This window comes from Leptospira licerasiae serovar Varillal str. VAR 010 (assembly GCF_000244755.1).
In the GTDB taxonomy this organism is placed as follows: domain Bacteria; phylum Spirochaetota; class Leptospiria; order Leptospirales; family Leptospiraceae; genus Leptospira_B; species Leptospira_B licerasiae.
Genome location: NZ_AHOO02000011.1, coordinates 45,889 through 60,112, shown reverse-complemented (window position 1 = coordinate 60,112; position 14,224 = coordinate 45,889). Strand labels below are relative to the sequence as shown.

Annotated in this window: 12 protein-coding genes; 9 read left to right on the top strand and 3 right to left on the bottom strand. The window is 40.9% G+C overall.

All coding sequences use genetic code 11. The features are described from left to right. Nucleotides 1-177: 177 nt before the first annotated feature. A complete protein-coding gene (locus tag LEP1GSC185_RS12825) occupies nt 178-810 on the bottom strand; it encodes a TIGR04282 family arsenosugar biosynthesis glycosyltransferase (RefSeq protein ID WP_008591666.1) in 633 nt (210 codons plus the stop codon). Between the two features lie 183 nt (nt 811-993). Here LEP1GSC185_RS12825 and LEP1GSC185_RS12820 point away from each other — a divergent pair, with 183 nt between their 5' ends. The 3 genes from LEP1GSC185_RS12820 to LEP1GSC185_RS12810 all read left to right on the top strand — a co-directional run bounded on the left by LEP1GSC185_RS12820 (nt 994) and on the right by LEP1GSC185_RS12810 (nt 2,989). After that, nucleotides 994-1,179, top strand: coding sequence for a hypothetical protein (locus LEP1GSC185_RS12820; protein WP_008589702.1), 186 nt, complete (start codon nt 994-996; stop codon nt 1,177-1,179). Further along, nucleotides 1,176-2,375 (top strand): LIC_12337 family protein, encoded by a 1,200-nt coding sequence (locus LEP1GSC185_RS12815; protein ID WP_008591383.1) that lies wholly within the window; start codon nt 1,176-1,178, stop codon nt 2,373-2,375. The genes LEP1GSC185_RS12820 and LEP1GSC185_RS12815 overlap by 4 nt, the downstream gene beginning before the upstream one ends. Before the next feature lie 122 nt (nt 2,376-2,497). Beyond that, the gene (locus tag LEP1GSC185_RS12810; RefSeq protein ID WP_008589442.1) at nt 2,498-2,989 is read left to right on the top strand and encodes an SRPBCC family protein; all 492 of its coding nucleotides are present in this window, start codon (nt 2,498-2,500) and stop codon (nt 2,987-2,989) included. A gap of 83 nt (nt 2,990-3,072) precedes the next feature. On the opposite strand, the gene LEP1GSC185_RS12805 is transcribed toward LEP1GSC185_RS12810, so the two are convergent. Then, nucleotides 3,073-4,407 carry a sterol desaturase family protein gene (locus tag LEP1GSC185_RS12805; RefSeq protein ID WP_008591231.1) on the bottom strand — a complete coding sequence of 445 codons (1,335 nt, stop codon included), beginning with the start codon at nt 4,405-4,407 and terminating at the stop codon, nt 3,073-3,075. A gap of 169 nt (nt 4,408-4,576) precedes the next feature. Here LEP1GSC185_RS12805 and LEP1GSC185_RS12800 point away from each other — a divergent pair, with 169 nt between their 5' ends. From LEP1GSC185_RS12800 to LEP1GSC185_RS12790, 3 genes are all read left to right on the top strand, one after another. Beyond that, nucleotides 4,577-5,638 (top strand): saccharopine dehydrogenase family protein, encoded by a 1,062-nt coding sequence (locus LEP1GSC185_RS12800; protein WP_008591650.1) that lies wholly within the window; start codon nt 4,577-4,579, stop codon nt 5,636-5,638. A gap of 198 nt (nt 5,639-5,836) precedes the next feature. After that, entirely contained in the window at nt 5,837-6,385 is a 549-nt protein-coding gene (locus tag LEP1GSC185_RS12795; protein WP_232298397.1) for a hypothetical protein, read from the top strand. Between the two features lie 5 nt (nt 6,386-6,390). Next, on the top strand, nt 6,391-7,296 hold the full coding sequence (locus tag LEP1GSC185_RS12790; protein WP_008590449.1) for a hypothetical protein: 906 nt from the start codon (nt 6,391-6,393) through the stop codon (nt 7,294-7,296). Here LEP1GSC185_RS12790 and LEP1GSC185_RS12785 read toward each other — a convergent pair whose 3' ends face one another. Then, a complete protein-coding gene (locus tag LEP1GSC185_RS12785) occupies nt 7,297-8,142 on the bottom strand; it encodes an SGNH/GDSL hydrolase family protein (protein WP_010515205.1) in 846 nt (281 codons plus the stop codon). A gap of 316 nt (nt 8,143-8,458) precedes the next feature. Between LEP1GSC185_RS12785 and LEP1GSC185_RS12780 the strand changes: the two genes are divergently transcribed. The 3 genes from LEP1GSC185_RS12780 (at nt 8,459) to LEP1GSC185_RS12770 (ending at nt 14,202) form a co-directional block, all read left to right on the top strand. Continuing rightward, complete coding sequence (locus LEP1GSC185_RS12780; RefSeq protein WP_008589831.1) at nt 8,459-9,883, top strand: circularly permuted type 2 ATP-grasp protein; 1,425 nt, start codon at nt 8,459-8,461, stop codon at nt 9,881-9,883. Nucleotides 9,884-9,967: 84 nt separating this feature from the next. Then, nucleotides 9,968-10,912 (top strand): alpha-E domain-containing protein, encoded by a 945-nt coding sequence (locus LEP1GSC185_RS12775; protein ID WP_008590960.1) that lies wholly within the window; start codon nt 9,968-9,970, stop codon nt 10,910-10,912. Nucleotides 10,913-10,914: 2 nt separating this feature from the next. Continuing rightward, entirely contained in the window at nt 10,915-14,202 is a 3,288-nt protein-coding gene (locus LEP1GSC185_RS12770; protein WP_008589673.1) for a transglutaminase family protein, read from the top strand. Nucleotides 14,203-14,224: the final 22 nt, after the last annotated feature.

Below are 14,224 nucleotides of genomic sequence, written 5' to 3'. Positions count from 1 at the left end.
TATGTAATCAAGCAATTACATATATGAGACCTTGGAATTCTCGTAAGTAATCAAATAATTACATAAATAATAGAAAAATGTTTTGGTCCTTTTTGCACGTTGGTCGAGACCGGAGTATATGAACTATATTCTGTTTGTTTAATGTGTTGGTGTGAGGTATTTAGTGTGACTTGGGGGTCAAGAGCCGTTCTTTTTCCAGTCCAAAATTCCATTTGATTCGAAATATTCCAGATCCTGGACTTCGTCCAGATCGGATAATACCGGGAGAAGTCCGACTTGTTTCCTGGCCCATTGCAGTTTTTCCAAACTTCTTGTAAAAACGGTTTCAGTGCTCCATTCTATTCCATGAAAAAGTTCTGGAGTATCCGACTTGAGGCCTACTAAATAATAGCCCCCGTCTTTTGCGGGACCTAAGACCACATCTTTGTGATCCAAAATATGAAATGCTTCTTTCAGGTGAAGTAAATCTAACTCAGGACAATCGCTTCCTATTAATATCGCTGGACCTGAACCATTTTGGAAACAATATAAGAATGCATTTCTCATCTTCTCACCAAGATCTTTTCCTTCTTGTTTGCGAATGAGTAACGGAGAATGTCCCCAACTTCCTAGGTCGGATGGATTTGGGAGATAAGAATCGAACCAAAGCACCTTCGGAATATCCAAGTCTTTGCAGGCAGATCTGGTTTTTTCGACCAAAGCTTGGTACACTTCTAGTGCAGCTTCTTCTCCTATGTATTTGGCTAAACGTGTCTTAACTTTTCCCGGGACTGGATTTTTTAGAAATATATTCAAGATTGGGCCTTTCATTTTGTCTCCGGGAGATCATGATCTTACGGCATCTATTCCTTGGGGGATGTTTTTTCCAAGGATTAACCGAAATAAAGCTATCCTTTGATACGATCATCTATTAATTAGAACAAGCTCTTTAAACTCAGCGCAATTTGAAAAAAATTCAATCTCAAATGTTCATTATTCTATAAGGAGATACTTATGATCTTAAATCTAAAAAGAGGAATTCTACTTATTAGCTTAGGGATCATCCTAACCGGGTTAATCGGGACCGCCTGTGCGCCAGGAGGAAAAGACCCATTCATCCCTCTATTCAATCTAGGATACCAATTGGAAAAAAGCAAAACTGGATTTTTTATTATCGTTCCAAGAGGAATTGCACAGTGAAGTTACAAAATCGTCGCTCTATACTGCCTAAAGTCGTTTTGGCTTTACTGGTTTTTTTCGGGATCACTGCAGGTTTTAAATTTAACCCAGGATTCAAGAAGGAAAAGAATAATATTCCATTTTCTTTAAATGTTTCTCTGCTTAGACCGTTACACGCGTCAGCCGACCAATGGGGTTTTGTTAGAGGATCTGCAACTTGGGCTCGCGGGAATTCACTCTTTATGGACGATGTGATCGGTTCTATCCAGGCAAACCCAGGCTTGGTCTTTCTAGCAAGCCAGGCTAATGGTATTACTCAAGACGGTTTCTCTACAACTTCGGGAACTAATTTTACAATCTCTTTGAAGTTGAATGGTACCTTTACCGCATCTTCGACTGCCTACACCGGAACCAAAACATTTTCTAACTATTTGGAACTGAAGAATGTGGGAACAACAGATCCAGCGAATATTGCGTTACAATTTTATTGGGATGATAATCCAAGAGACTCCCTCCAGGACGGAGCTCTTGTTCGATATCGTTTACAAATGTTGAATCCTTCTCAAGATGGTGGATCTTCTGCTGATATAGAAAGTTATGTATATTCTCCAGATGTTACAGATCCTTTTTATTCGACTAATTACCCAAATCAAGGTCTAGTGCAAGTATACTCTTGGGATGATAAATTAGCAAATGATAATGAGATTTCGCTGCACGCCCGCCATGGACGGGTCATCTTAGAAGAGATGGACGATCGTACTGTTTTCTGTTTCAAGGCAATTGTCCGTGTTGATGCGACTGCGAATCTAATTCCTGCTAGCAACGCAAATGCAGGGCTATGTTCCGGAAGTGCGAGCGATGAATATTACAAACTTGCATATAGCCAAAAGTTAACAGGCGATTTAGAAGTAACTGCAAAGTCCGGATGGGAAGAGGGAGCAATTACTTCTGGTGACGGCACACTATGTGGACTTATCTCTTTAAATTACGGATTGTTTAATGTAAACGGATTTGTGAAAGATTTTGTAGATTCTGGTGCTATACCTGCTAGTTACGTTCCCGCTACAAGGGTGGACGGCTTATATGGAAGAATCGGATTAAGCGGTAAATCCGGAAATACCGGTGATAATAACGGTGTTTATTGGGATGATACAAGAAAATCTACAATAGATGCTCTGGACATCGTTTTCGAATCTTCTCCTCCTCCATTTAATTGAAGTTACGTAAAAACTCCCCAAAAAATCACTAACACAAAAACCCCCGGAATCTCGGGGGTTTTTTATTGCCCAGATACGATTTTTACTCTATTACATATATGGAAAGCTGGGGGATTTGAAAAATGGAACAGGGATCGGATATCAAATTTATATATACTACTTATATCGCTGCCAGTCCTGAAAAAGTTTGGGAGGCTTTGACTAGTTCCGAATATTCTCAAAAATATTGGTTCGGAAGTAAGATAGAGGGGGACTGGAAGGTTGGCGGCGGATTTCGATTTTCGGATCCGAGCGGTGAACTTTTGGTGGTGGGCAAAATTTTGAAGTATGAGAAACCGTTTTTACTTTCTTACACATGGGAACTTCCACCGACTTTCAAATCCATTCCGCTTGAGTTGAAAGCAAGACTGGATAAATCTAAGGAGCCTACTCGGGTGACTTATAGCTTAAAACGAATGAAAGATCTTACAAGGCTTACTCTCCTGCACGAAGATCTTTTGCCTGAGGATTTTATAGAAAACCCGGATACGTTTGTGGGATTGAATAACGGTTGGCCTGCGATCCTTTCTTCCCTCAAAAGTTTACTGGAAACAGGAAACGCTTTGCAGTATTAGGTAGGAAATAGCGAGGGCTATAAGGAAACTTCTCCGCAGGAAATGACTAAAATCCAAGCGGAGAAGTGAAAGGAAAATGCCGATTAAGCTGCTTTGCTACGGATCTCTTTTGCCGGATCAATATCCTTCCATTCTGCAAATACATGTCTCTGAGATAAAAACCATGCGAGTGAAAGTGCACCGAATCCTGCTACGATAAATGCTGTCCCGGTGGAAAATCCCAAGAGAAAAGCAGTTCCTACTAAAAGCGCAATACGGATCGGCTCTAGGTATAAAGTCCAACGTTTCAGGTCTAAGATCCCTCCTACAGTTGTTAAAGAGAACAAACTGAAGAAGAAGATCAGGTATAGTAATCCTGTCGGAATAGAATGTATTTTTACAAGCATCGAAAATGTCCCGACCAAAGTAAGAACGAACCAAATTGCAGTATAAGCGGTTAAACTCTTGGACAGAGTTACATCATATTTTTTGAATGTTTTCTCGTCCACTTCCGGAATCGGGTATTGTCCTCCTAATTCCTTAGGTCTCCATCCCGGTACTGCTAAAAATGCTTTGATCTTATCGGACCAGCGAGTGCTTTGTTTTGCTTGTTCCCACATTTCTATCCAATAATGAACATTTGCCCATAATGGGTTAAAGCTACGCAAAGGTTTTACTGTTCCGTAAACAGGAGTTTCTTCTTCTGCTTGGAAGGTCCCGAACCATCTATCAAAAACGATCAAAGTTCCACCATGGTTCTTATCGATATACTTAGGATTGATACCGTGGTGAACTCTATGGTGAGATGGGGTGTTGAACACAGCCTCGAACCATTTAGGGAATTTATCTATGGCTTTCGTATGGATCCAGAATTGATAGATCAAATTTAATTGTCCGTTCAGTACCATCACGATAGGAGAAAATCCTAAGATCGCCAAAGGAATATAGAAGATCCAAGTAAATAATCCGTGAAAGCTTGCCTGACGTAACGCAACGGTCAGATTGTATTCTTCGCTTTGGTGATGGACCACATGCCCTGCCCAAAGAAAATTAACTTCATGACTCAATCTATGCAGCCAATAATAAGCTAGATCGTAGAGCACGAAGCAGCTGATCCAAACAGCTATAACGATTGTCCAGGCCCAGGTGCTTGCGGAAAGTCCCAATACTTCGGAAGAGGGCATCCAAGAAACAGGTTCACTCGGCCAAGAAGGAAGATTGAATATTTTCCAATTCTCATATACCCAAAGGTATGCGAAGAATGTGATCGTCTTAAAAATAATCCCGAAGATCTGACTAGCGATCCCAGCGCTGAGATCATTAATAGAATCGTTCAGACGATAAAGTTTTCTTTTATGGTACCAGGAGAATGCGAGTTCTAACCCGATCAGCAAAAAGAAGAATGGAATTGCGATTGTGATAAGATTTATTTTTTCCATAATACAAGCCGGTTAACCTCTATCATTCCTCGTTTGGGAACTAGGTCAATCTAAAACTAAAACAGACTCCAGATCGAAAATTTTTTACCTATCGATCGTGTGAAAAAAACTAACTCGTTCGCGGTATGCAGGTTGACTAAATCGGAAGCGATGTCGTAGTTCCTACCTTATGGCAGTATCTAAGTGGATGATCTATGGAGCGAACGGTTACACGGGAGAACTGATTGCAAGAAGAGCAGTGTCTCGAGGTTTAAACCCTGTAATCGCAGGAAGAAGCCGGGACAAAATTGAAGAACTCGCAAACGAACTGCGTTTAGAATATAAAATTTTCGACTTAACTAATTTGAGCGAGGTCGGCTCGAATATCCAAGGATTCCAACTTGTATTGCATTGCGCGGGTCCTTTCATCCAAACTTCCGTTCCGATGGCAAAGGCATGTATTTCTAAAAAGGTTCACTATCTGGATATCACTGGAGAAATACCTGTTTATGAATCTCTCCAAGCCCTAGGAGAAGAAGCGGAGAAAGCGGGCGTTCTACTTTTGCCAGGTGTGGGCTTCGATATTGTTCCAACTGATTGTTTGGCTGCTTCTTTGAAAGAGTCTTTATCTAAGCCAAAGTTTCTAGAGCTTGCGTTTGTGGGATTGAGTGAAGTCTCTCCAGGTACGATGAAAAGCGCGCTCGCTCAATTGCCTTATGGTTCTAAGATCAGAAGGGACGGACAGATGGTTGGAGTTCCACATCTGAGTAGAACAAGGGAGGTTAACGCCGGAGGGAAAACCTACAGAGTGTATGGAATTCCCTGGGGAGACGTATTTACCGCCTATATTTCCACCGGCATTCCGAATATCGATGTGTATACCGATATTCCTTCCGGACAGGTAAATGCGTTACGTTATTTTAAACCTATCATCTCTTTATTAAAAATTCCTTTCGTATTAAAAGGAGTCCAGGCTTTGGTGGGGAAAACGATCAAGGGTCCTGGAGAAAGAACAAGGAACTTAGTCAAAACGACGGTATGGGGAGAAGTCCGATCGGAAGAAGGAAAAAAATCCACCAAAGTTTTAGAATGTAAAGAAGGATACGAATTCACTGTGGAATCTTCTCTTGCCGCGGTTTCCAAAGTACTTTCCGGGAAAGGAGGAAAAGGATTTAAGACCCCTAGTCTTGCATTCGGTTCCGAATTCGTTTTGGAAATTCCGGGTTCAAAATGGAAAGATATTCCAAATTGAATGGAACTCACTTTCTTTCGGTTTGGAATTTATTCTTTACATTCTTCTCCTCACTTTTAGATTACAAAGCGATCTATCATGTCTTATATTCTTAAGTGCATATTATCATTTTTTCTAATATTTGTTTTGTCTTGCACCTCCATAAAGGTGCATGTCCCAAAAACTCTTTCCGGCGCTCATGAAGTCCAAGAGCATTGGATGGAGGTGAAATCGGGAGCTCCTGATTACGATTCCAAGGATCCGGATTTCGAGGTCGAATTTCCGGACGAGGACGAGAATCGTTTCGTATATTTCGAGGATGGATTCACTTCTTGGACAGGATGGGGAAAGGATTATTCAAATCTGTATGGACCGATCTCTAAGCTGATCCGAAAGGAATTAAACGATCATAAGGAAGAATATCCCGGAAAACATAAGATCATAATCAAAAAATTCAGATTAGAATCATTGGATCATTGCAGTTATAACCAAGTAAACGTGGAAATGGAAGCGGACATTATCTCATCCGGAAAAACTTGGCATTACCAATTCAAGGATGGGATAGAGTCCAGGGTTACCGATTGTATGGCGACTTTGGCAACTCTTCCCATTTTACTGGGATGGATCATTCATCTTCCTTATTTAGGACATAGAGGTAATAGAGAAGATCAAGTGAATCAAATGGGAAGAGTTGCACTTCTGGATTTTATAGAAGAGATCAAGAAACATTCTGCCGAGAATAAACGAATTCCGAATAAAAGGAAATAAGTGAGATGAAGCAGAAAATCATAATATTCTTACTTGCTTGTTTGGTATTTCAGTCATGCTACTATTCTACAGAGAAAAGATACACGGTAGCTCAACCATTTGAGCCGAATGACCAAATGTATTTCGATGAGGAAAATCCTCAGTTCGAAGAAGGTAAACCTTATGCAGTCCTGGACTTTATAGGAAGTTGGATCTGGATCGAAAGTCTACTCTCAAAAATCATGATATGGGATAGAAGGATGCAAAACCACGAGTTTTCTTTCGAAACAAAGAAGTATCTCATGGATTATATCCGAGATAATAATCTGAAAGATGTTAAGGTGCGATTCAATCAATATTCTCCGGGAAATGATTTCAAAAGACTTTGGGATTCTAAGTCGGTAAATCCACTTTTAAAATGGACGATAGGTTTATTCGCCTATGTGATGAACGATGTACTTTTAGTAGGTCGTATTTTCGGTGGAGACCATTATAATCCATATTCCAATACGATCCATGTATATTCGGATATTCCCGCGGTTGTGATACACGAAGGAGGTCACTCCAAAGATTTTGCACAAAGGGAATATAGATCCTTGTATGCGTTAGGTTACGCCGTTCCGATCCTAGGAGCCTTTTACCCGGAAGCTAGAGCCTCAGACGATGCGATCCGATATTTCAGATACCGTTGCGATAAAACAGAAGAAATGACCGCGTATCGCACATTGTATCCGGCTTACGGATCTTATGTGGGAGGAGGTATTTCCGATTTACTTCCAAGTTCTCCATATGCGCTTTTATATTCTTATTCCATTCTCGCGGTTGCTGCCAGTACGGGTCACGTAGTCGGTTACGTTCGCCAAAAACAAGTGGAGAAGGAGTGGATTCCAAAAGAATGTATGATCGCGGCGGAGTTGGAAAAGAAGAAATAATTATTCTTTTAGATCTTTTTGGATCATTTCTTCTAAAATTTTGCCCGCTCTTGAATTCATATGGATCCCGTCCGTCATAAAAATAAGATCGGACTGGTCTGAAATTTTATCCCAGGATTGAAATAAGCCGAAATGTTTGAATATGATCCAATACATTTTTAAAGTATTGCGTGTATATTCGCCTTCCGTTTGATCGGGCCGATTTTTCAGATCTGCAACTAATGTTTCATTTAATGGAATATAATAGGAATTAGATTCTTTTGCAATATTTCGTATAACATTCGAATATGCGATCGATTGTTTGAGCGGTATGCTGTTCAAAGATTCTCCCAATACCGGGATCGAGATTAAATGGATCTTTGCTTTTGTTTCCGCCTTTAAGAGGGCGACTATCACTTTCAGATTTTTTTCGTAGGTAGAGATGTTTGGAACTTCCGGAAGATTCCACAAAGAATTATATCCTTTATATTCTTCTTCATTTAAAGCGGCTTTTGCGTCGTTTGTACCAATCAAAATAAAAATATGTTCCGGAGACAATCGTATCGTATCATCTACTTTTTCTAATATTTGGTAGGTTAAGCGGCTGTTGATTCCTTCATTCACGAATGTGAAATTTTTAAGTTTAGGGTTCTCCGATAGACTTTGAACGTAATTATAACTTACTGTTCCGTGAGTTATACTATCTCCTAAAAAGACCACATATCTTTTTGGAGTTTTATCTTCCGATTTTAGGAAAGAATCCAGATTATTCTCAGGAACTTTGTATGCGGAAACGATCGTATAAATTACCGAACCGATAAAATAAAATAGGATGATGATTAAGAAGTAGTAAACTGGCCGTTTCATATTTTTCAAAAACCTTCCCTTGGAAGTTTTACCTGTATAGTAAAATATATTTTTATCCAGGCATGGGCGAACATTCGCAAAGCCGCCTCCCTCCCTGCACGTAGTCGCATATTCGCAAAACCGCTCCCACTCCATTTCCTTCGGTTTTCGATCAAAATCAGATTTCTTTCAGAACAATTTGGTGAATATTTTAATAAAATGTTTAATTTATAAACATTGATATATAATTAGTATAAAAAATAAGCGAAGTATTTAATTTCTGCTTGTTTATTAGAGGCGAAATTGGTCTCCTTCTGATAGATGGGAGGAGGATTCTATGCTCCTGACTAATTACCAGACGGATTCCTTTTACGACGAAATGTTCTCCGAAGAGGGGGCAATTCGCCAGAGTTATCATATTTTAAAATCCAGAATCGAAGGGATGGATGATAAGGAGCTTTTGAAGCGAAAAGCCTCTGCGGAAAAGGCGCTTCTTTCTTTGGGCATTACTTTTAATGTGTATGGAGACGAGGAAGAAGAAGAGAGGATCATGCCTTTCGATATCATTCCCCGCATCGTAACTTCTTTCGAATGGAAAAAAATGGAAGAAGGTCTTAAACAAAGGATCCGTGCCTTAAATCTTTTTATCCAAGACGTTTACGGAGACGAGAAGATCATTAAAGACGGAGTGATCCCTGCGGAAATCGTTTATAGCAGTTCAGGTTATTTAAAAGAATGTATAGGTATCAAACCTCCTAAAGGGATTTGGATCCATATTACCGGAACGGATCTGGTGCGCGATGGGGATGGGCAGATGTTGGTCCTAGAGGATAATCTTCGTTGTCCTTCCGGCGTTTCATATGTATTAGAAAATCGTGAAGTGATGAAAAAGACCTTTCCGGAGCTATTCGCTAGCTTGTCTGTAAGACCCATTTACGATTATCCGATCAGACTTAGGGGAATGCTTGAACATCTTTCCGACAAACCTAACCCGAATATCGGAGTACTAACTCCCGGGATCTATAACTCGGCATACTACGAGCATAGTTTTCTTGCATCTCGTATGGGAGTTCCTTTGGTAGAAGGCACGGATCTTACGGTAAGAGACGATAAATTGTATATGAGGACCACCAAGGGATTGAAACAAGTGGACGTTCTCTATAGAAGGATCGACGATACTTTTATGGATCCTAAAGCCTTCCGTAAGGATTCTCTTTTAGGTGTTCCAGGTATATTCGAAGTATTTAAAAAAGGAAACGTTGCATTGGCGAACGCCCCTGGCACAGGAGTTGCGGACGATAAGGTGATCTATTCTTATGTTCCGGATTTTATTAAGTATTATCTGGGAGAAGAGCCGATTATACCTAACGTTCCGACTTATCTATGTTCCAGGGAGAAGGACCTAAAATATGTCTGCGAGAATATCGGAAATCTTGTAGTAAAGGCGGCTAACGGAGCAGGCGGATACGGAATGATAATAGGGCCTGTTGCCAGCGAAAAAGAAAAAGAGGAATTCGTAGCGAAAGTTAAGGCCGATCCCCGCAATTATATTGCTCAGCCTGTTTTGAGTTTATCCAGGATTCCTACATTGATAGAGGATAAGTTAGAAGGACGGCATGTGGATCTTAGACCTTTCATCTTATATGGAGAAGAGATCTATGTGATGCCCGGAGGTTTAACTAGAGTCGCATTGAGAAGAGGTTCCTTAGTTGTGAATTCTTCCCAAGGCGGCGGCTCTAAAGATACTTGGGTGATGGGTTAATATCAAAAAAGAAGAAGAACTGGCAATCAGGGGAATGTCCCAAGCGGAACCGAAAAAACATCACAAAACTAGAGAGGTTTCCTAATGCTAAGCCGAGTCGCTGAATCCGTATACTGGATGAATCGTTATATGGAAAGGGCCGAGAATTATTCACGCTTTTTGGATGTGAATTTTCAGCTTTCCTTGGACCTAAACGAGGATTCCAACAGACAATGGACACCTTTGGTGTATACCACCGGAGATAATGAATTATTTTCCAGAAAGTATAATTCTCCTAGCAAAGAGAATGTGATCCACTTCATGAGTTTGGATACTGAGAATCCGAACTCGATCATGAATTGTTTGATCCGCGCAAGAGAAAATGCCAGAACCATCCGAGAGAATATTTCCACTCCTATGTGGGAAGTAATCAACGAATTCTATCTTACCATCAAATCCAAAAGAAAATTCGAAGAATCTGATATGCCCGGAATTGCGGAATTTTTCAAGGCGATCCGAAATCAGTGTTTATTATTCTATGGTTGTCAAGAGGCCACAATTTCGCACGACGAGGTTTGGCATTTTGCATTACTCGGAAGATTATTAGAAAGAGCTGATAAGACCACTCGTATCTTGGACATGAAATATTTTATACTTCTTCCCGCTAGAGAAGAAGTTGGATCGACATTAGATCTGATCCAATGGCTTTCTCTTCTGAAGTCCGCAAGCGCTCACGAAATGTTCAATCGTTTTTATACAAGGATCACTCCTAAGAATATCGCAGAGTTCTTAATCTTGGATAAAATTTTTCCGAGAGCGATACGTTTCTGTCTTTCTAAAGCGTTCGATAGCCTAAAAATTTTAAGCGGGACCGAGAGAGATAGTTATGGGGACGAAACTGAGAAGAGGGTAGGTGTTCTTCTTTCCGAAATGAATTACGCCTCCATCGACGAAATTTTTTCTTCCGGAATGCATGAATATTTGGACCAATTGCAAGTAAGATTGAATGGCATCGCTACTCAGTTGGACGAGACCTATTTTAGGAATTGATAATGTCCTTATTAGTCTCTCTTACCCACGAAACTTCTTACGAATACGATAGACCAGTTGCGTTATCTCCTCATATTATTCGATTGAGACCCGCTCCTCATTCTAGGACCAGGATCGTTTCTTATTCACTTTTAGTGGAACCGTCGGAACAATTTTTGAACTGGCAACAAGACCCTTTTGGGAACTATCAGGCAAGGTTGGTATTTCCTAAGAAGACTGAAAAATTGAAAATACTCGTGGATCTTGTCGCCGAGATACAAGTTATCAACCCGTTCGATTTTTTCTTAGAGCCTGACGCGGAAGAGACTCCTTTTATCTATTCGGATGCTTTGAGAAAGGAACTTCTTCCTTACTTAAGCGCAACAGACGGAAGTAACGCACTCGCTAATTATATATCTAATTTAAGAAAAGACGGCATCTTAAAACCAAAGCGCACCGTAGACTTTTTGGTCGGTCTCAATCAAAGGGTATATCAGGACATTTCTTATGTGATCAGAATGGAGCCCGGTGTCCAAACTTGTACGGAAACTTTAGAAAGAAGATCCGGATCTTGCAGGGACTCTGCATTTTTACTAGTTCAGATCTTGAGACATATCGGCCTGGCTTCCAGGTTTGTTTCAGGATATCTGATCCAATTGAAACCGGACGAGGTTTCTATCCACGGGCCTTCCGGAGCTAAGGAAGATTTTACGGACCTTCATGCATGGGCTGAGGTGTTCCTACCCGGTGCAGGATGGGTAGGGTTAGACCCAACTTCCGGTCTGTTTACTGGAGAAGGTCATATTCCATTAGCGGCGGTCCCAGAACCCGGAAGTGCTTCTCCAGTATTCGGATATTCGGATCCCGCAGAGTCCAAATTCGGATTCAGAATGGAAGTGAAACGTTTCCAGGAATCTCCTCGCGTCACTAAACCTTATACGGATCCTACTTGGAATAGAATTATTAAGCTCGGAACCGATCTGGACGCTAGATGCAAAAAAAATGATATTCGCGTTTCTATAGGAGGAGAGCCCACTTTTATTTCGGATACTTCCAGGCAAGATCCTCAATGGAATACTCTCGCACTAGGAAATGAAAAGTTAGAGTTAGGCGAAACACTTCTTACCAGGCTTCGTAAGAGATTTTCCCCCGGTTCTTTGGTCCAAGTGACTCAAGGGAAATGGTATCCGGGAGAACCTTTACCTCGTTGGTCTTTAAACGTTTTTTGGAGGAAGGACGGAGAGCATTTGTGGAAGAACGAAGAACTATTTGTTTCTTCCTCTGAAAAAGAAAAACAGGATTTAGACCAGGACTTAAAATTATCCGATGTATTTGCGGAAGAAGTTTGTAAGACCTTAGGCATTTCTTCCAAACATATGGTTCCTTTATACGAGGACGGTTTTTACTATCTATGGAAAGAAGGACAACTCCCCGAATGGAAGGATCCTAAGAGCGGGGATTTTAATTCGGAGGATTTTTCGTTCGAGGCTTTAGAAAGGAAAAAGGTTCTCTCTCTGGTGGATAGGGAATTTAAACTTAAAAAAGCGATCGCGATCCCATTACAATTTAATTATACGAAATCAGAATGGGAAAGTTCCGAATGGAAATATAAAAGAGAAAGATTATATTTGATCCCGGGGGATAGTCCTGCTGGATTTAGGCTGCCCTTTTCTTCTATTTCCGAAAATTTCAGACCGAATGCGGTCCTTACGGATTTATCCAAAAGTAAAAAGTTAAGTTCTCGAAAAGATCTGGATTTGGCCTTAGAAAAAAGATCTTCTAAAAAACCTAAGTTTTTTCCGGAGGGGAAAGATCTTCCGATCCGAACTACTTTAGTGATTGAACCGAGGCTCGGTTCAATCCATGTATTTTTACCTCCGGTGGAAGGTCTGGAACCTTGGTTGGATCTGATCTCCTCATTGGAATTCGCTTCTGAAAAAGCGAATGTAAAGATCGTATTAGAAGGTTACGAACCTCCTTCAGATGCCAGGCTCGGTCTATTTCGTATAACGCCGGACCCGGGAGTTTTAGAAGTAAATTTACATCCTTCCTCCAATTTCCAAGAGCTGGAAGAAAAGACCCGAACCTTATACGAAGAAGCAAAAGAGATCGGCCTAAGCGCTGAAAAATTCCTGATCGACGGAAGACATACCGGAACAGGAGGTGGAAATCATATTACAGTAGGCGCCATGTCTCCTGAAGATAGTCCATTTTTGCGAAGGCCGGACCTTTTGCGAAGTTTGGTAAGTTATTGGCAACATCATCCTTCTCTTTCTTATCTTTTTTCCGGCTTGTTCATAGGGCCTACTTCCCAGGCTCCTCGCTTGGACGAAGGAAGGGACGAAATATTATACGAATATGAATTAGCATCTTCTCAATTAGATAAAATTAAAGAACACCATCCTTGGCTTGTGGATAGACTTTTTCGGAATCTGCTCGTAGATCTAACGGGGAATACTCATAGAGCGGAAATTTCCATTGATAAACTGTATCCGCCTTCGGGACCTCGTTTGGGACTCGTGGAATTAAGGGGATTCGAAATGCCTCCTCATTATAAGATGAGTGTGGTCCAACAACTTTTGGTATTATCTTTGCTTTGCAGATTTTGGGAAAAGCCATATAAACAATCTCCGATCCATTGGGGAACCGAATTGCATGATCGTTTTCTTCTTCCGCATTTTGTTTGGAACGATTTTAAAGATGTTCTGAGGGATCTAAAAGATCACGGATTCGCATTCCAAGAGGAGGAGTTCCTTCCTTTTTTTGAATTCCGTTTTCCTGTGTATGGAAAGACCCAAAGAGAAGAAGTATTTTTGGAACTTAGAATGGCATTAGAACCTTGGAATGTATTGGGGGAGGAATCTTCCTCTTTCGGAACTTCAAGATCTGTGGATTCTGCATTAGAAAGATTGCAAGTAAAAGTAGAAGGATGGAGTGATCGTTATATTCTAAGTTGTAATGGTTACGAGGTTCCCCTTCGTAATACCGGAAAAAAAGGAGAAGCCGTTTCAGGAATTCGTTTCAAGGCTTGGAATCCTGTATTCACTTTGCATCCGAATCTTCCGGTTCACACTCCTTTAGTATTTGATGTTTGGGACAACTGGTCTTCCCGTCCCTTAGGCGGTTGTCGTTATTACGTTTCTCATCCAGGCGGAAGGGCCTACGATACATTCCCGGTGAATTCATATGAAGCGGAGTCTCGAAGGATCTCCCGATTTTTAGCGGATGGCCATTCTGCTCTAGATGGTTCTGAACCTAAACGATTGAAGCATTCCAACGGTTACACGATGGACCTTCGTTGGATCGAATAACATATCATTTATCAAACTCTGT

Excerpts from the sequence above, each read along its gene's own strand:
- LEP1GSC185_RS12825 (WP_008591666.1), bottom strand. The coding sequence starts at position 810 with ATGAAAGGCCCAATCTTGAATATATTTCTAAAAAATCCAGTCCCGGGA.
- LEP1GSC185_RS12810 (WP_008589442.1), top strand. The coding sequence starts at position 2,498 with ATGGAACAGGGATCGGATATCAAATTTATATATACTACTTATATCGCT.
- LEP1GSC185_RS12795 (WP_232298397.1), top strand. The coding sequence starts at position 5,837 with ATGGAGGTGAAATCGGGAGCTCCTGATTACGATTCCAAGGATCCGGAT.
- LEP1GSC185_RS12780 (WP_008589831.1), top strand. The coding sequence starts at position 8,459 with ATGCTCCTGACTAATTACCAGACGGATTCCTTTTACGACGAAATGTTC.
- LEP1GSC185_RS12820 (WP_008589702.1), top strand. The coding sequence starts at position 994 with ATGATCTTAAATCTAAAAAGAGGAATTCTACTTATTAGCTTAGGGATC.
- LEP1GSC185_RS12790 (WP_008590449.1), top strand. The coding sequence starts at position 6,391 with ATGAAGCAGAAAATCATAATATTCTTACTTGCTTGTTTGGTATTTCAG.
- LEP1GSC185_RS12785 (WP_010515205.1), bottom strand. The coding sequence starts at position 8,142 with ATGAAACGGCCAGTTTACTACTTCTTAATCATCATCCTATTTTATTTT.
- LEP1GSC185_RS12770 (WP_008589673.1), top strand. The coding sequence starts at position 10,915 with ATGTCCTTATTAGTCTCTCTTACCCACGAAACTTCTTACGAATACGAT.
- LEP1GSC185_RS12775 (WP_008590960.1), top strand. The coding sequence starts at position 9,968 with ATGCTAAGCCGAGTCGCTGAATCCGTATACTGGATGAATCGTTATATG.
- LEP1GSC185_RS12805 (WP_008591231.1), bottom strand. The coding sequence starts at position 4,407 with ATGGAAAAAATAAATCTTATCACAATCGCAATTCCATTCTTCTTTTTG.
- LEP1GSC185_RS12800 (WP_008591650.1), top strand. The coding sequence starts at position 4,577 with ATGGCAGTATCTAAGTGGATGATCTATGGAGCGAACGGTTACACGGGA.